General features: G+C 69.7%; 21 protein-coding genes. 11 read left to right on the forward strand and 10 right to left on the reverse strand.

Annotation, left to right across the window (positions count from 1 at the left end; translation table 11 throughout):
- The first annotated feature begins 52 nt into the window (after positions 1-52).
- From ACFVV0_RS12890 to ACFVV0_RS12900, 3 genes are read left to right on the forward strand one after another with little or no spacing between them, the layout of a single operon-like run.
- Positions 53-3,496, forward strand: coding sequence for a TM0106 family RecB-like putative nuclease (locus tag ACFVV0_RS12890; protein ID WP_387063454.1), 3,444 nt, complete (start codon positions 53-55; stop codon positions 3,494-3,496).
- 26 nt (positions 3,497-3,522) lie between these two features.
- Complete coding sequence (locus tag ACFVV0_RS12895) at positions 3,523-3,963, forward strand: helix-turn-helix transcriptional regulator (protein WP_387063457.1); 441 nt, start codon at positions 3,523-3,525, stop codon at positions 3,961-3,963.
- Between the two features lie 9 nt (positions 3,964-3,972).
- Positions 3,973-4,395, forward strand: a complete 423-nt coding sequence (locus ACFVV0_RS12900) for a VOC family protein (RefSeq protein WP_387063460.1) — start codon at positions 3,973-3,975, stop codon at positions 4,393-4,395.
- Between the two features lie 4 nt (positions 4,396-4,399).
- On the opposite strand, the gene ACFVV0_RS12905 is transcribed toward ACFVV0_RS12900, so the two are convergent.
- The 6 genes from ACFVV0_RS12905 to alr all read right to left on the reverse strand — a co-directional run bounded on the left by ACFVV0_RS12905 (position 4,400) and on the right by alr (position 9,995).
- Positions 4,400-5,161 (reverse strand): ferritin-like domain-containing protein, encoded by a 762-nt coding sequence (locus tag ACFVV0_RS12905; RefSeq protein ID WP_387063463.1) that lies wholly within the window; start codon positions 5,159-5,161, stop codon positions 4,400-4,402.
- A 150-nt stretch (positions 5,162-5,311) separates the two neighbouring features.
- A complete protein-coding gene (locus tag ACFVV0_RS12910; RefSeq protein ID WP_387063466.1) occupies positions 5,312-6,205 on the reverse strand; it encodes a sucrase ferredoxin in 894 nt (297 codons plus the stop codon).
- Positions 6,198-7,466 carry a cupin domain-containing protein gene (locus tag ACFVV0_RS12915; RefSeq protein ID WP_387063469.1) on the reverse strand — a complete coding sequence of 423 codons (1,269 nt, stop codon included), beginning with the start codon at positions 7,464-7,466 and terminating at the stop codon, positions 6,198-6,200. The genes ACFVV0_RS12910 and ACFVV0_RS12915 overlap by 8 nt, the downstream gene beginning before the upstream one ends.
- Positions 7,466-7,720 (reverse strand): BatC protein, encoded by a 255-nt coding sequence (locus ACFVV0_RS12920; RefSeq protein WP_387063472.1) that lies wholly within the window; start codon positions 7,718-7,720, stop codon positions 7,466-7,468. The genes ACFVV0_RS12915 and ACFVV0_RS12920 overlap by 1 nt, the downstream gene beginning before the upstream one ends.
- Before the next feature lie 90 nt (positions 7,721-7,810).
- Positions 7,811-8,824: a D-alanine--D-alanine ligase family protein gene (locus ACFVV0_RS12925; protein ID WP_387063474.1), complete on the reverse strand. Its 1,014-nt coding sequence runs from the start codon at positions 8,822-8,824 to the stop codon at positions 7,811-7,813.
- Positions 8,817-9,995, reverse strand: coding sequence for an alanine racemase (alr, locus tag ACFVV0_RS12930; RefSeq protein WP_387063477.1), 1,179 nt, complete (start codon positions 9,993-9,995; stop codon positions 8,817-8,819). Before alr ends, ACFVV0_RS12925 begins: the two co-directional genes overlap by 8 nt.
- A 178-nt stretch (positions 9,996-10,173) precedes the next feature.
- Here alr and ACFVV0_RS12935 point away from each other — a divergent pair, with 178 nt between their 5' ends.
- The 3 genes from ACFVV0_RS12935 to ACFVV0_RS12945 are packed head-to-tail and all read left to right on the forward strand — an operon-like array spanning position 10,174 to position 12,804.
- Positions 10,174-11,121: a MetQ/NlpA family ABC transporter substrate-binding protein gene (locus ACFVV0_RS12935; protein WP_387063480.1), complete on the forward strand. Its 948-nt coding sequence runs from the start codon at positions 10,174-10,176 to the stop codon at positions 11,119-11,121.
- A gap of 4 nt (positions 11,122-11,125) precedes the next feature.
- Complete coding sequence (locus ACFVV0_RS12940; RefSeq protein ID WP_387063483.1) at positions 11,126-12,148, forward strand: methionine ABC transporter ATP-binding protein; 1,023 nt, start codon at positions 11,126-11,128, stop codon at positions 12,146-12,148.
- Positions 12,145-12,804 (forward strand): methionine ABC transporter permease, encoded by a 660-nt coding sequence (locus ACFVV0_RS12945; protein ID WP_387063486.1) that lies wholly within the window; start codon positions 12,145-12,147, stop codon positions 12,802-12,804. The genes ACFVV0_RS12940 and ACFVV0_RS12945 overlap by 4 nt, the downstream gene beginning before the upstream one ends.
- Positions 12,805-12,841: 37 nt before the next feature.
- Here the strand turns inward: ACFVV0_RS12945 and ACFVV0_RS12950 are convergent, their stop codons facing one another.
- Positions 12,842-13,552, reverse strand: coding sequence for an NAD(P)-dependent oxidoreductase (locus ACFVV0_RS12950; protein WP_387063488.1), 711 nt, complete (start codon positions 13,550-13,552; stop codon positions 12,842-12,844).
- Positions 13,553-13,598: 46 nt separating this feature from the next.
- On the opposite strand from ACFVV0_RS12950, the gene ACFVV0_RS12955 reads away from it, so the two are divergent.
- Positions 13,599-14,111: a MarR family winged helix-turn-helix transcriptional regulator gene (locus tag ACFVV0_RS12955; protein WP_387063491.1), complete on the forward strand. Its 513-nt coding sequence runs from the start codon at positions 13,599-13,601 to the stop codon at positions 14,109-14,111.
- Here ACFVV0_RS12955 and ACFVV0_RS12960 read toward each other — a convergent pair.
- Entirely contained in the window at positions 14,099-15,346 is a 1,248-nt protein-coding gene (locus tag ACFVV0_RS12960) for a citrate synthase (protein WP_387063494.1), read from the reverse strand. The two genes, ACFVV0_RS12955 and ACFVV0_RS12960, sit on opposite strands and share 13 nt — an antisense overlap.
- Before the next feature lie 61 nt (positions 15,347-15,407).
- Between ACFVV0_RS12960 and ACFVV0_RS12965 the strand changes: the two genes are divergently transcribed.
- The 3 genes from ACFVV0_RS12965 to ACFVV0_RS12975 all read left to right on the forward strand — a co-directional run bounded on the left by ACFVV0_RS12965 (position 15,408) and on the right by ACFVV0_RS12975 (position 17,831).
- A complete protein-coding gene (locus tag ACFVV0_RS12965) occupies positions 15,408-16,568 on the forward strand; it encodes a citrate synthase (protein WP_387063496.1) in 1,161 nt (386 codons plus the stop codon).
- 102 nt (positions 16,569-16,670) lie between these two features.
- Positions 16,671-17,183, forward strand: a complete 513-nt coding sequence (locus ACFVV0_RS12970) for a DUF664 domain-containing protein (RefSeq protein ID WP_387063499.1) — start codon at positions 16,671-16,673, stop codon at positions 17,181-17,183.
- Between the two features lie 27 nt (positions 17,184-17,210).
- On the forward strand, positions 17,211-17,831 hold the full coding sequence (locus ACFVV0_RS12975) for a putative glycolipid-binding domain-containing protein (RefSeq protein WP_387063502.1): 621 nt from the start codon (positions 17,211-17,213) through the stop codon (positions 17,829-17,831).
- A gap of 27 nt (positions 17,832-17,858) precedes the next feature.
- On the opposite strand, the gene ACFVV0_RS12980 is transcribed toward ACFVV0_RS12975, so the two are convergent.
- On the reverse strand, positions 17,859-19,160 hold the full coding sequence (locus ACFVV0_RS12980; protein WP_387063584.1) for an MFS transporter: 1,302 nt from the start codon (positions 19,158-19,160) through the stop codon (positions 17,859-17,861).
- An 83-nt stretch (positions 19,161-19,243) separates the two neighbouring features.
- Entirely contained in the window at positions 19,244-19,672 is a 429-nt protein-coding gene (locus ACFVV0_RS12985) for a hypothetical protein (protein ID WP_387063505.1), read from the reverse strand.
- A gap of 62 nt (positions 19,673-19,734) precedes the next feature.
- Here ACFVV0_RS12985 and ACFVV0_RS12990 point away from each other — a divergent pair, with 62 nt between their 5' ends.
- The gene (locus ACFVV0_RS12990) at positions 19,735-21,345 is read left to right on the forward strand and encodes a phosphatase PAP2 family protein (protein ID WP_387063508.1); all 1,611 of its coding nucleotides are present in this window, start codon (positions 19,735-19,737) and stop codon (positions 21,343-21,345) included.
- Positions 21,346-21,494 lie beyond the last annotated feature (149 nt).

The raw sequence follows: 21,494 nt of genomic DNA on the forward strand, positions 1-21,494 counted from the left end.
GTACGCTCGAGAACGGCGGGCGAAACCGCCGGCGGAACGAACGGAGGGCAGTGTGTTCCTGCTCGACGGGGTCGTGGTGACGAGCGCGAGCGACCTGACGAACGCCTCCAAATGCGAGTTCGCCTTCCTGCGCACGCTCGACGTGAAGCTCGGACGCATCGAGGCGGCCGAAGAGGTCGAGGACCCGATGTACGTGCGAACCTCGCGGCTCGGCGACGAGCACGAGCGGCGCATCCTCGAGCGCTACCGGGAACGCCTCGGGCGGAGTGTCGTCGAGATCGAGCGCCCTGACCGGCTCGACGCCACGACGCTCGGCGCGGCCGTGGCGCAGACCAGGGAGGCGTTCTCTTCGGGCGCCGAGATGGTGTTCCAGGCGACCTTCTTCGACGGGGCGTTCGTCGGGTTCGCCGATTTCATCGTGCGGCGGCCGGACGGCCGGTTTCGCGTACAGGATTCGAAGCTCGCGCGCAGTGCCAGGGTCACGGCGCTGCTCCAGCTGGCCGCCTACGCCGAACAGCTCGAACGGCTGGGGATCCCGACCGACGACACCGTCGAGCTGCTCCTCGGCGACGGGAGCGTGAGCGAGCACCGGCTGATCGACATCGCGCCGGTGTACCGCAAGCGGCGCGCACGCCTGTTGTCGATCATCCGCGAACACCTGGCCGACGACGGCCCCGTGCGCTGGGGCGATCCGCGGTTCACGGTGTGCGGGCACTGCGATGCCTGCGAAGCCGAGATCCAGGCCGCGCGGGATGTGCTGCTTGTCGCCGGCCTGCGCGTGACGCAGCGCGCGCATCTGATCGAAGCCGGCATCGGCACGATCGACGCGCTCGCCGACTCGACCGGGCCGGTCGACGGCGTCGCCGAGAGCACGCTCGCGGGTCTCCGTGTGCAGGCGCGGCTGCAACTGGATGCCGTCGAGGGTTGGCCGCCTCCGGTCACGGTCTACAACGCGCCCGCGCTCGCCGTGCTGCCTCACCCCGATGCCGGCGACATCTTCTTCGACTTCGAGGGCGACCCGCTCTACACCGAGGGCCCTGGAGACCGCTGGGGTCTCGACTACCTGTTCGGCCTGGTGGACACGGATGCGCAGTTCACGGCGTTCTGGGGTCACGACTTCGCCGCCGAACGGCTCGCACTGCAAGCGTTCCTGTCGTTCGTTCGAGATCGGCGGCGCGAGCATCCGCGGATGCACATCTACCACTACGCCGCCTACGAGCGGACGCATCTGCTCGCGCTCGCCGCCCGCCACGGCGTGGGGGAGGACGACGTCGATCAGCTGCTGCGCGACAACGTGCTGATCGACCTGTACCCGGTCGTGCGCAAGGCACTGCGGGTCGGTTCGCGTTCGTATTCGATCAAGAAGCTCGAACCGCTGTACATGGGCGACGAACTGCGCGAGAGCGACGTGACCAATGCGGCCGATTCGATCACCGAGTACGTGAACGCGCGCGACCTCCTGACCCTCGGCCAGGAGTACGAGGCGCAGCGGATGCTCGACGCCATCGGCGACTACAACCGCTACGACTGCGTGTCGACGCTGCGACTGCGTGACTGGTTGCTGGCCAGGGCCTCCGAGAGCGGCATCCCCGTGGGGGAGTCGGCGCCCGAGAGCGAGTTCGTCGAGGTCGAACCCTCGACCCTTCGCACGGAACTCCTCGCCCTGGCGGGCGATCCGCTCGACCCGGAGCGCTCCGACGACCAGACGGCAGCAGCGTTCGCGGCCGCGGCGATCGACTACCACCGGCGGGAGCAGAAGAGCTTCTGGCAGGGACACTTCGCGAGGCTCGTGCAGCCGATCGAGGAGTGGGAGGAGACGCGCGACGTCCTGGTCGTCGAGAGCGCACGAGTGGTGCGCGACTGGTACCGCGAGGGGCTGCAGAAGACGGATCGACGCGAGCTCGTGCTGCGCGGGCGACTCGCGCCGGGGAGCTCGATCCGGCCGGGAGACCAGGCCGGGCCCTTCCTCCTCTACGAGTATCCGGGACCGTTCCCATCGGGGTCCGCCGAACCGGGAGCGCGCTCGGCGCGCCCCGTGCGCGTGCTGGACGTGCAGGATGACGGCGCGATCCTGATCGAGGAGACCCTCGCCCGCGACGTGCTGCCGTACCGCACGCTGCCGAGCGCATTGGCCCCGCCCAAACCGCTGCCGGTCGGCAAGCAGAAGGCCGCGATCGACTCGTGGGCCGAGGAGGTCCTCGCCGCGCAGCCGGGTTGGCCGGCCGAACCGATGGCGGATGTGCTGCGCCGCGTGCCGCCGCGCACCCGGTCGGGCGGGCTGGTCGCCGACGCCGGCGATCCGATCGCTGCTGTCGTGGCGAGCCTGCTCGATCTCGACGACTCCTATCTGGCCGTGCAGGGACCTCCGGGAACCGGCAAGACCTACCTCGGCGCGCGTGTGATCGCCAGGCTCGTGCGGGAGCACCGTTGGAAGGTGGGCGTCGTCGCCCAGTCGCACACGGTCGTGGAGCATCTGCTCGATGCGGTCGTGGGCGCCGGCCTCGACGCCGCGCTCGTCGGCAAAGTGGCCAAGGTGAACCCGGATGAGGGCGGTCATCGCTTCACCGAGCTGGAACGCGAGGGGCAGCTCCTCTTCGCGCTGGACAATGCCACGACAGGCTTCGTGGTCGGCGGAACGGCCTGGGACTTCAGCAATCCCGCCCGCATCCCGCGACGCGGGCTCGACCTCCTGGTGATCGACGAGGCCGGGCAGTTCTCGCTGGCGGCGACCATCGCCGCGGGCGTCTCGGCCCGCAATCTCCTCCTGCTCGGTGACCCGCAGCAGCTTCCGCAGGTCAGCCAGGGAACGCATCCGGAACCCGTCGACGGGTCGGCGCTCGGCTGGGTGAGCGCCGGGCACGACGTGCTGCCGCCCGAGCTCGGCTATTTCCTCGCCGAGAGCAGACGGCTGCATCCCGCGCTGGCCGAGCCGGTGTCGCAGCTCTCCTACGAGGGCAAGCTGCGCGCGCATCCCGAGGCCTCGCTGCGGCGGTTGGACGGCGTGGAGCCGGGACTTCATCCGGTACCGGTCGAGCACGTCGGCAACGCGACCGAGTCGCCCGAGGAAGCGGCACGCGTCGTCGAACTGGTGCGTGCGGCTCTCGGGCGGCCCTGGACCGACCCGAGCGCCGGCCGGGAGAACGACCCGCTCACCGAGGCGGACATCATCGTGGTGACGCCGTACAACGCGCAGCTGGCCACCGTGCGCGAGGCGCTCTCTGTCGCCGGGTTCGCAGGAGTGCGGGTCGGAACGGTCGACAAATTCCAGGGTCAGGAGGCGGCGCTCGCGATCGTCAGCCTCGCAGCGTCCTCAGCAGCGGACGTCCCGCGTGGGATGTCGTTCCTGATCATGAAGAACCGACTCAACGTTGCGATCTCGCGGGCGAAATGGGCGGCCTACCTGGTGCACTCGCCCGAGCTCACCGAATATCTGCCGGTGAGACCGGAGGGCGTCGCCGAGCTGAGTGCGTTCATCCGTCTCGTCGAAGGTCACTGAACGGCCTCCGGTGTTAAGCTCGATCCGTGTCACCGGAGGAGTTGGCCGCGCTCGCTCATCTGCGCCGGGCGCGTGACCTGATCGACCGCGAGTACGCTCGGCCGCTCGACGTGCCGACGATCGCGCAGCGCGCCCTCATGTCTCCGGCACATTTCTCCCGGCAGTTCCGTGCCGCCTACGGTGAGACGCCGTACAGCTACCTGATGACCCGGCGGGTCGAGCGTGCGATGGCGCTGTTGCGAGGCGGGATGAGCGTCACCGACGCGTGCATGGCCGTCGGTTGTACATCGCTGGGCTCGTTCAGCTCCCGGTTCACCGAGCTGGTGGGGGAGACGCCGACCGCGTACCGCACGAGGGAGCACGATGCGGTGGCTGCGATGCCGTCGTGCGAGGCGAAACAGCGCACCAAGCCGACGCGCAAGAAACCGAGCAGTTTTGGAGAAGCGGCATCGCCCGCGGCTTCCTAGAGTCGTCTCATGACTATTTCACTGCAGTACTACCACGTGACCGTCAACGACCCGGAGGAGGCGCTCGCGTTCTACCGCGACGCCCTCGGCCTCGACGTCCTCAACGATGTGTCCTCGGGCGGGCACCGCTGGGTGACGCTCGGCAGCGCCGACCAGCCGGGTACCGAGATCGTGCTCAGCGACCCGCACGCGGGCCGCTCGAAGGCCGACGGCGACACCATGCAGGAGCTGCTCACCAAGGGTGTCCTGCCGATGATCGTGTTCAACACCGACGATTTGGACCGCACGTTCGAGCAGGTTCGCGCATCCGGAGCCGAGGTGCTGCAAGAGCCGATCGACCAGCCATGGGGTCCGAAGGACGCGGCGTTCCGCGATCCGTCGGGCAACATGGTGCGCATCCTGCAGGCGCAGCCGCAGGGGCAGAGCGCCTGACCCCTCACCCGTCCGCGAAGAGGGCGAGTGCGGGGGACGGTCCGAGCAGCGGCTGGGCCGGATGCGCGAGCGCCGAGACCGCCGCGGCCCGGAACCGGCGCATCGCCCTTCCCCAATAGGCGGACGGGCGGAGTCCGCACGCCCGCAGCGAGGCGCGGTGGTCGCTGACGAGCACCGCCGCCGCTCCGGCGGCGATCACACCCCAGGCGAGGCCCGAGAACATCCGGGCCCATCGCGGACTGGATGCGAAACCGACCCGCAGCCGATCGATCTGGAAGCGCAGATGCTCGACCTCGTCGGTGGTCACCCGCCTGCCGATCGCCCGCAGCACGGGATCGGGTGCTCTGTCCTGGAGGGCTTCGAAGTATCCGATCGCCACCGACTCGGCGATGAGGAAGAGTGCGATCTCGGTGCGGAGTCCGAGCATCCGGCGCAGCATCACGAACGCTGTGTCCGACCAGTGCGCCTGGAGAGGAGCGACTCCGAGATGCTGGAGTCCACGGCCGAAGAGGGCGGAATGCCGCTGCTCTTCGGCGACCAGCAGGGCCAGCGCCTCGGTGTACCAGGGATCGCCGGCCGCCGTCGCCTTGGCCAGCAGTCGCCGGCCGTCGCCGTTCTCGCCGAGCTCGAATCGCTGGAACGAATGGCCGAACGCGCGACGCTGCGCCGGGGAGAGCAGGCATGGCCGGCTCCAGTCGATGTGCCGCTCCAGGGAGAGCTGCCGGGCACGGTTGTCCCGGAAATAGGTGGTCCAGGTGTCGAACATGTGGTCAGCGTACGAATGACCGGTCGCCGCGCTCTTCGGCCGTGCGATGTATCGGCATGGGCCTAGCGGATGAATGCGATATGAGATGCGTGTCGACGGGGATGCGCGAATTTCGGCTGAGCGTGGCGTCAGACGGGGCAGCGAACCGGGCTAGGCCGTCGCGATCGAGATCGGCACGAACTCGCGCACGCGCCGGGGGATGGTCGCGCCGCAGGTGCTGAGCAGCGGCTCGGAGAGTCGCTCGCCGACCTCGACGGTCACCCGCCGGCCGTCGTGATCGAGTTCGACCGTCCAGCCGTGGGGATGCGCGTGCTCCGACACAACGCCGTAGGCGTCGACCCGCTCGTCCCGGGAGGCGTCACGAGCGAACGCCTCCGCCGCTTGAGCGATGGTGCTGAGCGCGGTGCGCCCTCGGAGGTATGGGGAGTCGACCAGGCCGGCGTCGTACTTTTCGACGACTCTCCCCACGTCGGCGGCGGGAACCCGTCCGTAGAGCAGTCCGTGCGGGAAGAGGATCATCGTGGCGGCGAACCGGTCACCGCCCAGGTGGGAGCACTCCCACGTCTCCTCGGGATGCTGCCGCGCGAGCTCCTCGACGACGGGCCGGCCGCGCACGGCGCAGCACTGGTCGTGCCGGGCGTGCGTGCAGACGCAGTACACCGCTCGGTCGCTCGGTTCGCCGGCCGATCCGTCGAGGGCGACGGTGAGCAGGTCCTCGACCCGGCGCACCTCACCCCAGCGGATCGACTCGCGGGCCGGGCGACAGTCGACGAGCGCCCAGCGCCACGATGACTGCGAGCGGCGCTCCTCGGCGCGCAGGCGCGTGCGGCGGATGGCGAGGGGGCGGATACCGGCCGCCTCAGCACGCGAGACGAGCTGCGCCGCGATGCGCACCTCCAATGCCGACGAGAAGAAGGCGTGCTCGCCCCAGGCGCTCTCGATCTCGACGAGCAGCCAGCGCTCGCCGAGACCCGCGGTTCCCGGGAGTGGGTCGTTGCGCTCCAGGGACCGGTTGCTGCAGGGCTCCCAGCCCGGCTCAGCCACCGTCGGCGACCACGACGAGGCCCTCGCGCAGCAGCCGGCGGGCGACGACCACCGAGGAATCCGGATCGAGGTCGGGCAGGTCGGAGACCGAGACGGGGCGGCCGGACAGGATGCGTTCGACGGCAGGGCCCGCGGCAATCGGCAGGGTGACGGTCTTGCCCGGCACCGCGAGTGAGATCGTCTGCTCCGTCGACACGGTGCGCGGCTCGAGACCGGGTCGCAGGACGACCGTGAGCCCGGATGCGGTCGACACGTCGAGCGCCTCGGTCGCCTCCACTGTCGCGAGCGGCCTCAGCGGAGCCGGAGGGGTGTCCGCACGGCGTCTCGCGGTGAGCCGTGCGGAGACCGTGTGCGTCGCCTCCGCGTTCACGGACGGATCACCGAGGGCCGCCACGAGCTCGGCGATCGTCGACTCGACGATCGGGCGCAGCGCATCCGTGTCGGCCGGGTCGAAACCCAGCGGCAGAGACGACCTGAGCGCGGCGGAGTCGGCTGCGCGGGCGACCGCTTCGCGCACGATGTCGTTGCGGGTGTACGCGGCCACGCCGACGGTCAGGTGGATCGAGATCCCGCCGAGCGCTGTCGCCGAGTGGATCCAGCCGCGCGGCAGATAGAGCGCATCCCCGGGCTTGAACGTGGCGTCGATCGCCGGAGCGCCGGCGGCGCGGGCGGCGACGGCCTCCCGATGATCGGACCACGGCTGGTCGCGCAGCGGGTCCGGATGCACGGGCTCGTGGATCGTCCAGTGCTTCTCACCGTAGATCTGCAGCACGAAGACGTCGTGCACGTCGTAGTGGGGGTCGAAGCCGCGCGAGGACGCCGGGGTGATGTAGGCGTTGACCTGGCAGGGGTGGCCGAGCTCGGCGGCGAGAGCGCGGGCGAACTCGGCGATCGGCGGCCACGTGCGATGGAGCCCCTGCAGCACCAGCGTCGCTCCGGACGCGAACTCGGCGAGCACCTTCTCCGAACTGACCTGGTCGGACACCTCGGCGCCGAATCCTCCCGAAGCGGTGAAGCGGGAGGCCGGGAGGACATCCCCCTCCTTGGCCATTCGCACGAACGGGGTGCGCAGGGCGCGCGACGAGACCAGTTCGTCGACGTCGTCCCGGCTGAAGAGGTCGGAGAAGTCCTGCCCGAGGACGGCGGCGGTCGTCAGCAGCGGGCGCCTGCCCCAGTACCCGTCAGCGAACGCCTCGGTGGGGATCGCGACGCAACGAGAAAGCGCGGGCCGGACTGCCGACCCGCGCTCCGTCTTGCTCATCAAGCGGATCCGTCGGCGCCGCCGTCGTGTCCGTTCGGGTTGGCTCCGCCGTCGGCCGGTCCCTCGTCGGCGGCCGAGCCGTCGGCGCCGCCGTCGTGTCCGGTGGGGTTCGCTCCGCCGTCAGCGGTTCCCTCGCCGCCGGCCGAGCCGTCGGCGCCACCGTCGTGTCCGGTGGGGTTCGCTCCGCCGTCGGCGGTTCCCTCGCCGCCGGACGCCGCATCCGTCGTGATGTCGTCGTCGTTGATCGAGCTCATTCCAGCCTCCTGTCGCGCCGTTCGGCGGCGAACGCCGCCAGGCCTCAGACTACGCGCGCGCGGTGTCTCGTCAATGGTCGCTTCCGGGGCTCAGCGCGGCCCGACCTCCATCGCCCGGTCCACCAGGATCGTCAGAAGCTCGGGATACTCGACGCCGCGGGCTGCGCACAGCCGTGGGAAGTGGGATCGCGCCGTGAGTCCGGGCATCGTGTTGATCTCGTTCAGGAGGACGTCCCCGTCGGCGGTGAGGAAGAAGTCGACGCGGGCGGGGCCGTCGGCGTCGATCGCGTCGAACGCAGAGAGGGCGAGCTCCCGCATCCGGTCGACCAGGTGGTGATCGACCGGTCCGGGGATCTGGATCGTCGGACCCGAGCCCCCGTATTTGCCCGCGTAGTCGAAGAAGCCGTCGTCGATCCGCACCAGGGACGCTCCGGTGGCGACGGTGCCGCCGCCGGGTTCGCGGTAGACGCCGATGCTGACCTCGTCGGCCGTCACCGCCGGCTGCACGAGCGCGCGTCTGTCATGGGAGAGGGCGACGCGCGCGGCGGGCGCGAGATCGTCGAGCTCGTCGACCCGGGATGCGCCGACGCTGGAGCCCGCCCGATTCGGCTTCACGAACAGGGGCAGCGGCAGGCCGCGTACGGCCGCAGGAAGCTCGGCGAGCGAGGTAACGCTGCGTGTGTCCACCATCGGCACGCCCGCCGCCGATGCGACGCGCCAGGTCATCCGCTTGTCCATGGCGATGGCGCTCGCCAGCACCCCGGAGCCGACGTAGGGAAGACCGGCCAGCTCGATGGCTCCCTGAACGGTGCCGTCCTCTCCGTAGCGGCCGTGCAGGAGAGGGAAGACCAGGTCGACCCCCTGCCAGAGCTCGGGGCGCGGACCGCGGGGGAGGGTGGTGCCTTCCCCGGCTCGCACATCGGTGCCGGGGCCGGCGGGCTCCACCGTATGCCATACGCCGCTGCGATCCACGCCGATCGGGTGCACGACGTGACCCAGCTCTCGAAGCGTGTCGACCGCATCCCGCGCCGACCGCACGGAGACCTCGTGTTCGGAGTTCGCGCCGCCGTAGAGCACGGCGATGGTGGTACGGCCGTCAGGCAACGCGCGCCGCCCCTCTGTGCTCGCGCTGCACGCGCGGGCCGAACCCGGTCATGATCTCCTGAGGAATCGTCTCCGCCCAGTGCGCCCACTCGGCGAGGCCCGGTTCGCCCGCATCCGGATCGCCGATCAGCACGACCTCGTCGCCCTCGGCGACGTCGGAGGAGACCGGTCCCGCGTCCACGATCAGCTGGTCCATGGAGACGCGACCGACAACCCGGCAGCGCCGCCCGCGCAGCATCACTTCGGCCCGATCCCCGGCGAGACGGGGGATGCCGTCGGCGTATCCCAGGGGGATCAACGCGAGCGTCGTCTCCGTCGCCGTGCGATAGCCACCTCCGTACGAGACGGAGGTGCCGGCCGGAACCCGGCGAAGCTGCACCACGCGGGAGGTCAGCCGCAGCACCGGGCGCAGGGGGTAGTGCCGGCCGTCGACCGGTTGCACCCCGAACAGCGCCTGTCCGACACGCACGAGCGAGAACCGGGTCGACGGATGCGCGAGAGCGGCGCCCGAGCTCGCCAAGTGCAGTACCTCCGGCGTGAGCCCGGCCTCAGCGGCGACGACGGCCGCATCGGTGAACGCGTCGACCGCGCTCGCCGTGGCCGAAGGGTGGGACTCGTTCGCGCGAGCCAGGTGCGACCAGATGCCGACCACGCGCACGGCACCGAAACGCTCGTGCTCGGCCGCGGCGCGGCATAGCCGTTCCCACGATCCGGGGTCGGCGCCGCTTCTCGAGAGGCCGGTGTCGATCTCGAGATGTACCCGGGCGGTGATCCCCAGCGCCCGGGCTTCCGCCACGATCGCCTCGAGCAGCGTCACGGTCGAGCATCCGAGTTCGACGCCGAGCCGGATGGCGTCGGCCAGATCGCTGAGGGGATCGACCAGCCACGCGAGCACTCGAGCGGTGATGCCCGACGAACGGAGGCTCAGTGCTTCGTCGACAGTGGCGACGCCGAGGGCGATCGCGCCGCCGCGCACTGCTGTGCGGGCGACCTGCGCCATCCCGAGGCCGAAGCCGTCGGCTTTCACCACGGCCATCACGGGCACCGCAGCAGTCGTGGCCACCAGCGCCGTGTTGTGGGCGATGGCGTCGTGGTCGACGGCCAGAGTGGCGAACGGACTGCGGGTCGAGGCGATATGGCACGCCGATGGAACGGAGGAGGTCAAGTCCATGCCTCGACGCTAAGGATCGGCGCGTTCTGCGCGCATCCATCGAACGATGTATCCAGGGATATTGTGCTCGTCACAATTCGGAACACGGTTTGAGGTGGGGGTGCGGTTCACGAGAGGCTCGAATCGCCGCCAAACAGCGCGCCGGCATCCCACATCCCGTACCGAAAGAGGCACAGCCATGTCCGAAGCCACTCCGCCCACTACAGCCCTCCCTGACAAGCCGAAGTCGAAGACCGGCTGGATCGTCGGTATCGGGATCGCCGTCGTCGCCATCATCGTCGCCGTCGTGCTGGTGGCAGTGAACGTCTCGGGGTCGGCGTCCTCGGCCGCGGACAAGCGCGTCGAGGTGAAGATCGGCACCACCGAGATCGCCGCGCCGTACTGGACGGTTCTGAAGAAGGCCGCGGCGAAGGAGGGCATCGACATCACTCTGGTCGGCTTCAGCGACTACACGCAGGCGAATCCGGCCCTCAGTACCAAGCAGATCGACCTGAACCTGTTCCAGCACCTGCAGTTCCTCGCGAACTACAACGTGAACGCGCACGACACGCTCACGCCGATCGGGTCGACCCTCGTCGTTCCGCTGCCGTTGTACTCGGACAAGTACAAGTCGGTCGACGACCTGCCTCAGGGGGCGACCGTGGCCATCCCGAACGACACGACCAACCAGGCCCGAGCGCTCCTCGTGCTGCAGAAGGCCGGCCTGCTGAAGCTCAAGAACGGAGGCACCACGCTCTCCACCCCGGCCGACATCGTGGCAGGCGAGTCGAAAGTCACGGTCATCCCGGTGGACGCTCAGCAGACGGCCCCGGCGCTCAAGTCGTCCGACGCGGCGATCATCAACAACAACTTCGCCCTCACCGCGGGAATCGATCCGACGTCGGCGATCTTCAAGGACGACCCCTCGAGCTCGGCGGCCGAGCCGTACATCAACACGTTCGTCGCACGCGCGTCGGACAAGGACAACAAGACGTACCTCAAGATCGCGGAGCTGTACCACACGAAGGCGGTCGAGGAGTCGGTGCTGGCCGAGTCCAAGAACACTGCGGTGATCGTGAAGCGCTCGAACGCCGACCTGCGGTCGATCCTCGCCGGCCTCGAGAAGACGATCAAGGCGGCCGAGTAACACCATGCCGCTCATCGAGTTCCGCGACGTCACGAAGACCTTCCGCTCGGGCGACGCCACCGTCACAGCCGTCGACAGCATCAGCCTCAGCGTCGAGCGGGGCGAGATCTTCGGGATCATCGGATACTCGGGCGCGGGCAAGAGCACGCTCGTGCGCCTCATCAATGCGCTCGAGCGGGTGACCTCCGGAGCCATCCTGATCGACGGCGTGGACATCACGCAGCTCCCCGAATCGAAGCTGCGCGGTGTCCGTGCCGGGACCGGGATGATCTTCCAGCAGTTCAACCTGTTCCGCTCCCGCACCGTGTTCGGCAATGTCGCGTACCCTCTGAAGGTCGCGGGCTGGCCGAAGGAGAAGCGCAGGGCGCGCGTGGCGGAACTGCTCGACTTCGTCGGTCTCACCGAGAAGGCCTGGAACTACCCCGACCAGCTCTCCGGTGGCCAGAAGCAGCGCGTGGGCATCGCCAGGGCACTGGCGACCAACCCGGCCATCCTGCTGGCCGACGAGTCGACGAGCGCGCTCGACCCCGAGACCACGGCCGAGGTGCTGCGTCTGCTCAAGCGCGTCAACGACGAGCTCGGCGTGACGATCGTCGTCATCACCCACGAGATGGAGGTCGTGCGCTCGATCGCCGACCGTGTCGCGGTGCTCGATGCCGGCCGGGTGATCGAGACGGGGAGTGTCTTCGAGGTGTTCTCGAACCCGAAGACGGTGACGTCGCAGCGCTTCGTGGGCACGGTGCTCAAGAACAAGCCGGCCTCGGCCGACATCGAGCGTCTGCGCGGCAAGCACTCCGGCCGCATCGTGTCGGCGCGCATCCACGACGATGGCAGGCTCGGGGCGGTTCTCTCGGATGCGGTGGGCCGCCACGACGTGCGGTTCGAGATCGTCTTCGGCGGCATCAGCGCACTCCAGGGCCGCTCGTTCGGCAGTCTCACTCTCGAGCTGCTCGGTGAAGACGCGGGCGTGGATGCACTGATCGCCGACCTCCGCGAGGTCACCGAGGTCGAGGAGGTGGCGGCATGAGCGACTGGAGCACTCTCTGGCCGGTGTACCTGGAATCGATCGGGCAGACCCTCTGGATGGTCACCGAGACCCTCGTGCTCGGCGGCATCTTCGGTCTGGCGCTCGGCGTGCTGCTGTACACGACGCGCCGGGGCGGACTTCTGGAGAACCGCTGGTTCTCGGGTGTCCTCAACGTGATCGTGAACTTCTTCCGGCCGATCCCGTTCATCATCTTCATGACCGCCGTCGCGCCGCTCACCCTCGCCCTGTTCGGCACCTTCATCGGCACCTCGGCGGCGATCTTCCCGATGACGATCGCCGCGACCTTCGGCATCTCCCGCATCGTAGAGCAGAACCTCGTGACCATCGATCCCGGCGTGATCGAGGCGGCCAGAGCGATGGGTGCGAGTCCGATGAGGATCATCTTCACGCTGCTGATCCCCGAAGCGCTCGGCCCGCTCATCCTCGGCTACACGTTCGTGTTCGTCGCCATCGTGGACCTCTCGGCCATCGCGGGCGGGCTCGGCGGCGGGGGCCTCGGAAACTTCTCGATCGCCTACGGGTACCAGCGCTACGACTGGGCGGTCACCTGGCTCGCCGTGATCACGATCATCGTCCTGGTGCAGGCGGCCCAGTTCCTCGGCAACTGGCTCGCCCGCAAGGCCCTCCGCCGCTAGGGGCGCCGCGCGTTCAGTCGGGTTCCGGATGCTCCGCTCAGCCGCGCTGGAACGCCTCGGTGCGCATCAGGTCGAGCACGCGCGGCTGCGGGTCGACCGTGCCGACCGCCATCGTCTTTCCCACCCAGCGCCCGTCGGCGTCGACGGATGCGCGCAGCAGTGCATCCGCGAGGTCGGCCCGCGACGTGTACTGCCGGGGGAGAAAGCCCTCGGCGGTCTCGTATGCGGTCACCGCATCCGTCTCGAAGAGGCCGGACGGGCGCGCGATCGTCCAGTCGAGTCCGCTCGCCATCACCAGTCGCTCCATCCGCAGCATGTCGGCGTAGGTCTGCTTGCCGATGGTCGTGGTGATGATCGGCTTCAGCACTCTCTCGAACAGGAATCCGCCGCCGGTGTCGTGGTACCGGGTGGCCGGATCGGTCGCACTCGAACTCACGCACAGCAGGCGACGGATGCCGTGCGAACGCATGGCGCCGACGATGTTTCCCGTGCCGCGTGAGTAGATCGTGATCGGTTTGCGGCTGTACGGGACGCCCAGGGTGGAGATCACCGCCTCCGCGCCGTCGATCGCCCGTTCGACATCGCTGAGGTCGTTGACGTCGCCCGCGAGCACCTGCAGCCTTTCGTGCGCAATCGGGAAGGTCTCGGGATGGCGCGTGACCGCGGTGACGGTGTGCCCGGCCTCGGTGGCTTGCCGCACGATCAGCCTGCCCGTCCCGCCGTTGGCTCCGAAGACGGCTATGTTCATCGTGACTCCTTCTGCTCGAACGCGTATAATACGAGAACGGTATCATATGGAAACCAAATTAAACGAGGCCAGACCCGACCAGCCGGAGAGGCGGCGCCGGCGAGCCGGCGCCGAGATCAAACGCACCCTGCGTGAGCTCAACAACCAGGTCGCGCTGCTCAACAATCAGGTGGGCGCTCGCGTCGACCTGCGCCCCCTCGATCTCGATTGCCTCGACGTGGTGGCCATCCACGGGCCGCTGAGCCCGAGCGAGCTCGCGCGTCGGTCAGGGTTCCACCCCGCGACGATCACGGGCATCCTCGACCGGCTCGAGAAGAGCGGCTGGATCGTTCGGGAACGCGATGCCGCCGACCGCCGGGCCGTGCGCGTGCGAGCTCTCCCGGACCGGGCCGGCGAGCTGTTCCACCTCTACTCCGGAATGAACGACTCGATGGACGAGATCTTCGCCGACTACGACGACGCCCAGCTCGCCACCCTCGTCGACTTTCTGACGCGCGCGGCCGAGGCCGGCCGGACTGCGACGACCGACCTCTCCGAGCGGGCGGATCAGGGGGCGTAGCGGCCGACGGGGCGCAGGCGCAGCGGACGGCGCTCGTACTCGTCGAGGGCGTGCACGATCCAGCCGACCGTGCGGGCGGTTGCGAAGATCACCTCGCCTGCCTCGTCGGGCATCCCGAACGCCAACGCGACGGCAGCGAGGGCGAGGTCGACGTTCGGGTGCGTGCCGGTGCGCGATCCGACGGTCGCCGCGACACGGTCGACCGCCTCGACGACGGCATCGGCAACGGGATGCTCGCGCAGCATCCCGAACAGGCAGACGGCCCGCGGGTCCGGCCCGCGGTACAGCACCTGTCCGAAGCCGGGGACCGTGCCGTGTCCGCTCACCATGGTGTCGGCGATCACGCGTTCCGGATGCTCGCCCGCGAGAATCCGCCCCAGCATCCGGTGCGCCGCGCGACTGGCGTTGCCGTGAAGGGGTGAGTCGAGGGCGCCCAGCCCGGCCGTGACGACCGCGTACGGGTTCGCGCGCGCCGAAGCGGCCGCCCGGGCGGCCAGAGTCGAGATCGCGAGGTCGTGGTCGAGCAGCAGCACGAGCGCCGCGTCGAGCACGCCGACCCCTCCGGGGCTGGCGGGGTGCGCAGTGAGGCGCGTCCAGAGGCGTGCGGCGACCGAGTCCCGTCCGTCGCCCAGCGCGTCGGCCCCGGTGAGTGCGCCATCGGGGAGGGGCAGCACCTCGACCATCCCGCAGACGAGCGACTCGGTCGCTGACACGACCGTCCCCCGCTCGAGCGAGTACCGCAGCGGATCCGCGGCGGCCAGAGCCGTGACGGCGACCTGCTGCCGGTCGCGAAGGGTCGCCGCCGCCGGCATCGCCTGCGCGACCCGACGCGCCCGTTCGACGGCCGCGGAATCGGCGGCGAAGCGGGCCAGCGCGTCCCACTCGCCGGTGAGGGCCCAGTGCGCGACAGTGTCGAAGGATACACTCGTCGCCAGTTCGGCGGCGTCGCGGTCGCGGTAGAACAGCTCCCCGTCTTCGATGTGCGCGAACCCCGTCTCGATGACCATGAGCGGGCGTCCGTCCGAGTGCCCCCGCTCCTCCGACGGCGCAGCGGCGGAACGCTGACGGCGGGAGGCCGCGAACTGCTCGACGTCGAGGGGATCGAACCGCGAGCCGGCCGCCGTGCGGGTGCGCCCGAGCCGGCCGCGGGCGACGTAGGCGTAGAGGGTCTCCAGCTTGACGCCCAGGCGCTCCGCGGTCTGCTCGGCGGTGAGGGTGGGGAGTTCGTCGGGCATGTCCCTCCAGGTTGATCGAATCAACGTTGACGATGCATTGATACGTGCTCACACTAGACCCATGCGAACCGACCGGATGGATGACACCCTCATCGACGTGCCCCGCGGCCTCACCAACGTGGTCGCCGCGGAAACGGCCCTCGGCGACGTACGCGGGCACGAAGGCTTCTACCACTACCGGCAGTACTCGGCCATCGACCTGGCGGCGGAACGGACCTTCGAGGAGGCCTGGCACCTCCTCCTCTTCGGCGCGCTGCCGAACCCCCGAGAGCTTGCCGTGTTCCGCGCTCGGACGGCCGAGGCGCGCGCCATTCCTGCCGCGGTCGCCGACCTGCTCCCGTCGATCGCCGCACTCACCAGAGGCGCGGATGCGCTGGCCGGCGTGCGCATGGCGCTCGCCGCGGTCGCGGCCCACGACCGCCTCCGCCCGCTCTACGACGAAGACGAGGACGCCCGCATCGCCGACGCGATCCGGGTGAGCGCGGTCACGCCCGTACTGCTCGCCTCGCTGCACGCTGCGCGCGAGGGTCGTGAACCGTCGACTCCGCGCACCGACCTCGGACACGTGGCGAACTACCTCTACCTGGTTACGGGCGAGGTCCCGGATGCGCCTCGTGAGCACGCGGTCAGCGCGTACATGACGGCCGCGATCGATCACGGCTTCAACGCGTCCACGTTCACCGCCAGGGTGATCGCCTCGACCGGAGCCGACCTCGCTGCGGCGGTGGTCGGTGCGCTCGGATCCCTCTCAGGACCGCTGCACGGCGGTGCGCCGAGCCGGGCCCTGGACGCGCTCGACGAGATCGCGAGCCGCGATCGGATCGACGGCTGGGTGACCGAGACCCTCCTCGCCGGCGGTCGTGTGATGGGGTTCGGTCACGCGGTCTACCGCACCGAGGATCCGCGATCCCGGATGCTCCGCGGGATCGCCCAGGACCTCGGCGGCGCCCGTGTGGACTTCGCGGTCGACGTGGAGAAGCGCGTTCTGGAACTGCTGGCCGAGTTGAAGCCGGGCCGCGAACTGCACACGAACGTGGAGTTCTACGCGGCGGTCGTGATGGAGGCGTGCGGGATTCCACGCGACATGTTCACGCCGACGTTCGCGGCTGCGCGCGTGGTCGGCTGGGGCGCGCACATCCTCGAGCAGGCCCGTGAAGGCAAGATCGTCAGGCCCTCGTCGCGGTATGTCGGGCCGGCCGCGCCGGTGCCCCTTCCCGCCTAGACGACCTGTCGTCAGGTCTGTCATGGGATGAGCGTACCGTGCAGGGTACGGGGGAGACATGACCGAGACGCAGGCGCGACGGCGCCGACGGGAGGACCAGCAGTGACCGCATCCACCGACCTGCTCATCGACGCTTTCGACCGCATCGCGCAGACCGTCCGCCGAACGGTCGACGGGCTCGACGCCGCCGCGCTCTCGGGTCGTGTCGATCCAGAGGCCAACTCGATCGCGTGGCTGGTCTGGCACCTCACCCGGATTCAGGACGACCACGTCGCCGACGTCGCCGGCCGGCCGCAGGCGTGGCACGAGAACGGCTGGGAGGGGCGCTTCGGCCTCCCGTTCGACTCCGACGACACCGGGTACGGCCACAGCTCGGACGATGTCGCTGCGGTCGGTGGCGTGGACGCGCAGAACCTGCTCGGCTACCACGACGACGTGCACGACCGCACCGTCGCCTTCCTGAGCGGACTCGCCGACGACGATTTCGCGCGAGTCGTCGACGAGAGCTGGAACCCTCCGGTCACGCTGGGCGTGAGGCTCGTGAGCGTGATCTCCGACGACCTGCAGCACGCGGGTCAGGCCGCGTTCGTGCGCGGTGTTCTCGAGAGGCGGTGACCCAGGATGCGCGGCAGCATCAGGCACGTGGAGTGGATCGGCGACGACGACCCGGAGCGACTGGAGGCGGCGACGATCACCGTCGCGCCCGACCGGCTGGATGCGCTCGGCACCTCCCGCACGACGGACTACGTGACCACTTGGTCGCTCGAGACCGGCCAGGACTGGGTCACCGCGCGGCTCGACGTCGCGGTGTCCGGCCGCGGCTGGCGGCGCAGGCTCGCGCTGGCGAGGGATGCGCACGGCCGTTGGACGAGCGAGGCCGAGGCGACCGGGGTCGCCGACTTCCACGGCGAGACGATGGCCGAGCCGGGCATCCGGGACGCCTCCGCCCTCGACGGCGCGCTGGACTGCGACCTGGCGCTCTGCCCGGTGACGAACTCGATGCCGATCCTGCGGCTCGGTGCGCTCGAAGCGGCCGTGCCGGAGACGCGACTGGTGATGGCGTGGGTCGCGCTCCCGTCGCTGGAGGTGATCCGCAGCGACCAGCTCTACAGCTCGGCGGCGGCGCTCGACAAGGCGGCCGGACACGGGGTCGTGCGGTACCAGAGCGCGAGCCGCGATTTCATCGGCGACCTCACGGTCGACCCCGACGGGATCGTGATCGACTATCCGCACCTGGCCAGGCGCATCCGTACCCGCCCCTGACTCTGCCCCTGCCGCCGCGCCGGACGCTCAGGGGGTCGGATCGAGCGCGTCGTACCGCCGGAACGAACCCTGTACGCGCACGATCGTCGCGACGGCCACCACGATGATCAGACCTCCGAGCAGGGGAGGGAACCAGAGCGCGCCGGTCAGCGCGAGGAGCCCGATGTAGAGGTCGCCGAGGCGAGGCCCGCCCGTGACCACGACCGTGAAGACCCCCTGCAGACGCCCGCGCATCACATCGGGTGCCGAAGCCTGCAGGATCGTCATCCGGAAGATCGAGCTGATGTTGTCGGCCGCACCGGATCCGGCCAGCAGCAGCGCCGCGACGACCAGGGCGGGGAGGTTGGCGTCCGCGAAGTTCTGGTTGCTGTTCGACGAACCGCTGAAGAAGACGACGGCGAGCACGATGCCGAAGCCGAGGATGCATGCACCGTAGACGACGATCGCACGGCCGACGGCGCGACCCTGCCAGCGCACATGGCCCAGCCGGCCGGAGAACACGCTCGACAGCAGCGTTCCGACGGCGCCGGCCGCGGTGAGGATGCCGACACTCACCGGACCTCCGCCGATCAGCAGCGCGCCGACCGCGGGGAACAGTGCGCGGGGCTGCCCGAAGGTCATGGCGATGAGGTCGAGCACGAACGTCATGCTGAGGTTCGGCGCCGTCTTCAGGAAGCGCAGGCCCTCCATCACCGAGGCCAGGCCGGCCCGCTGCCGCTCGCCCTCGGGGATGATCTTCGGCAGCGTGAATATCCCGAGGAACGCGGCCGTGAACAGGACGACGTCGATCGTGTACGTCCAGCTGATGCCGACGCCTGCGACCAGCAGGCCGGCGAGCGCAGGACCGACCGTCACCATGACACCCCCGCTGATGCCACCGAGAGCGCTCGCCGCGGGAAGCAGCCGGGTCGGAAGCAGGCGCGGCGTGATCGCTTGGCGGGTGCCGCCGATCACGACGCTGGCCACGGCGTTGACGGTCGTCAGGATGTACAGGGGCCAGACCACTTGCACGTCCAGCCAGGCGAACACAGCGATCCCGGCTGTCGAGGTCCACGCGAGGATCGCGGTGACGAGCGCGACCAGCCGACGGTCGAACGCATCCGCGAGCACGCCGCCGTACAGCCCGAAAACGATCATCGGAGCGAGCGCGAACAACGCGACGAGCGACACGGCGAGCGTCGACTGGGTGAGGTCGTAGATGTGCAGCCCGACGGCCACGATCGTCATCTGACCGCCGATGCCGGAGATCGCGCCGCCGATCCACAGCCGAGCGAAAGCGGGGCTCTCTCTCAGCGGGGAGAGGTCGACGAAGTGCCGGCGACGCGACAGCGTCGTATCGTCGGGCTCCTCTGGACTGGGGCTTCCGGTGCCGGTGTCTCCCGCGCCGGGGGCGCCGGTACCGGTCTCCCGGGTCAGAAGCGGGGCTTCTTGCTCAGCTGCACCGCAGACATCGAGAACACCACGCCGGCGAGCATGATCGTGACCGTCACGCCCTGCAGGAGCACCTGCCAGAACGGCTCGAACGGGGTGACCGAGACCCAGAGCCACAGGACGGCGCCGATCAGCGTGATCACGTAGCTGAAGGTGCGACGCGCGTACAGAGCGTTGAGTGCGACGACAGTGGCCGCGACGGAGACCTGGAAGAGGGGCAGAGCGTCCTCGGGATGCCCCGTCCAGGTGGCGACGAGGCTCCAGACGCCGAGCACCAGCGACACCAGCACGACGATCGTCGCGAGGAGGTTGCCGAGAGCCGTGGGCAGCACCGCGCTGAGGCTGCGGATGAGCGTGCCGTGCTCGTCGTCGAGTTCGGTGGTCGTGGTGTCGGAAGCTGTTGTGGTCACGAAGGAAATCCTAGCGTCGCCCACCCCGGCACGCCGAAAACCATGCTGAGTATGGTGACGGTATGCCCGCATCCCGCCCCGACCGCCGGCGCCGCCGTCGGCGCCTCAGCCTGCCCGTCCGGATCGAGCGCTTCGACGAGCGTGTCGCATCCCGCGTGAACGCGCGCACGACCGGAGCCGCGGTCGACGGCTTCTGGCGAGGGCTCACCCGCTTCGCCGACCACGGCAAGCTCTGGCTCCTCGTGGCGGCCGTGCTCCTCGCATCCGGGAAGTACCGCGCGGCCTACCGCGGGCTGATCTCATTGGGACTGGCGAGCGCGATCGCCAACCTCGTCGGCAAACGGATCGTCGGCGGAGACCGTCCGGCGCTGACGGCCATCCCGATCTCACGCCGCCTGGACCGGTCGCCGACCTCGCCATCGTTCCCATCGGGGCACACGGCGAGCGCCTTCGCCTTCGCCGCCGGCGCTGCCCTCGAATCGCCGAAGGCCGGGGCCGCCATCGCGCCCCTCGCAGCGGCTGTCGGATACTCACGGCTGCACACCGGAGCGCACTGGTTCTCCGACGTCGCCGGCGGCGCGCTGATCGGTGCCGGCGCCGCCATCGCCGGCAAAGTCCTCGTCCCGGCCGGGCGTCCACCACGGCTGCCGCGCCGCACGGAGGCCCCGACCGCGACCACGATCGACCTGCCCGCGCTTCCCGACGGGGACGGCTTGTTCATCCTCATCAATCCGAATTCGGGGCGCGACCTCGAACGGCCGAGTCCTCTTCCCCGGCTGCGTGAGCGACTTCCGAAAGCGGTCGTGCACGAACTCTCCGAGGGCGACGACTTCGAGAAGCTGGTGGATGACGCCCTCGCTTCGTCAGCACCGCCGCAGGTGCTCGGCATCTACGGTGGCGACGGATCGGTCGGCGCCCTCGCATCCATCGCCCGCCGCCACGACCTCCCCCTGCTCGCCCTGCCTGGCGGCACGTTCAACCACTTCGCGAAGGCCGCGGCCGTCGACACGCTCGATCGCGGGATCGACGCGCTCGTCGCCGGAACGGGCAGAGCGGTCGACGTCGGAGAGCTGACCTTCGGCGCCGGCGGAGGAAAGCCGATCACGGTGCTGAACACCGCCTCCGTCGGCCTCTACCCGGAATTCGTCGAAGCGCGCGAGCGACGCGAGAACAGGCTGGGAAAGCCGGTCGCAGCCGCCATCGCCGCCTTCACGATCGTGCGCGCCACCGACCCGCTCGACGTCGAGATCAACGGAAAGCGGTCCCGGGTGTGGTCGATCTTCATCGGCATCGACCGCTACTACCCGGTGACCGTCGCCCCCATCGAGCGCCGTCGGCTCGACGACGGCCTCCTGGACGTCCGCATCCTGCACGCCGACGGCAAGCCCCGCACCCGCGGTACGGTCGCCCTGGCCTTCGGGAGCAAGCTCGATCACCTGACGGCCCGGCTGCCGTCTCTGCAAGGACCGCCCGCTGTCGAGGCGTTCACGGCCCAGGAGATCACGCTGGTGTCCCGTGCGGGCGATGGCTCCGACCCGGGATACGCGCACGACGGCGAGGCATCCCACGAGACCCCCGGGACGGATGGGGGCAGCGGGCACACTCTGCACATCCGCATCGTGCCGGGTGGGTTGCGGGTGTACTCGCCGATCGTGCACGGGGAGGCCGGCTGAGGGGTGCTTGCGGTGGGTGACGTTCCTCCACAGGTGAGGTGATTTCGGAGTTGTCCACAGGTAAATGGCCGGTCAGGGGGTGTTTTGTCGGGCGGGAATGTCGGTGGGTCGTGATGGACTTGACGCATGACCACCACTCCTGACCCGGC

This window comes from Leifsonia sp. NPDC058230 (assembly GCF_042882245.1).
Taxonomy (GTDB): domain Bacteria; phylum Actinomycetota; class Actinomycetes; order Actinomycetales; family Microbacteriaceae; genus Leifsonia.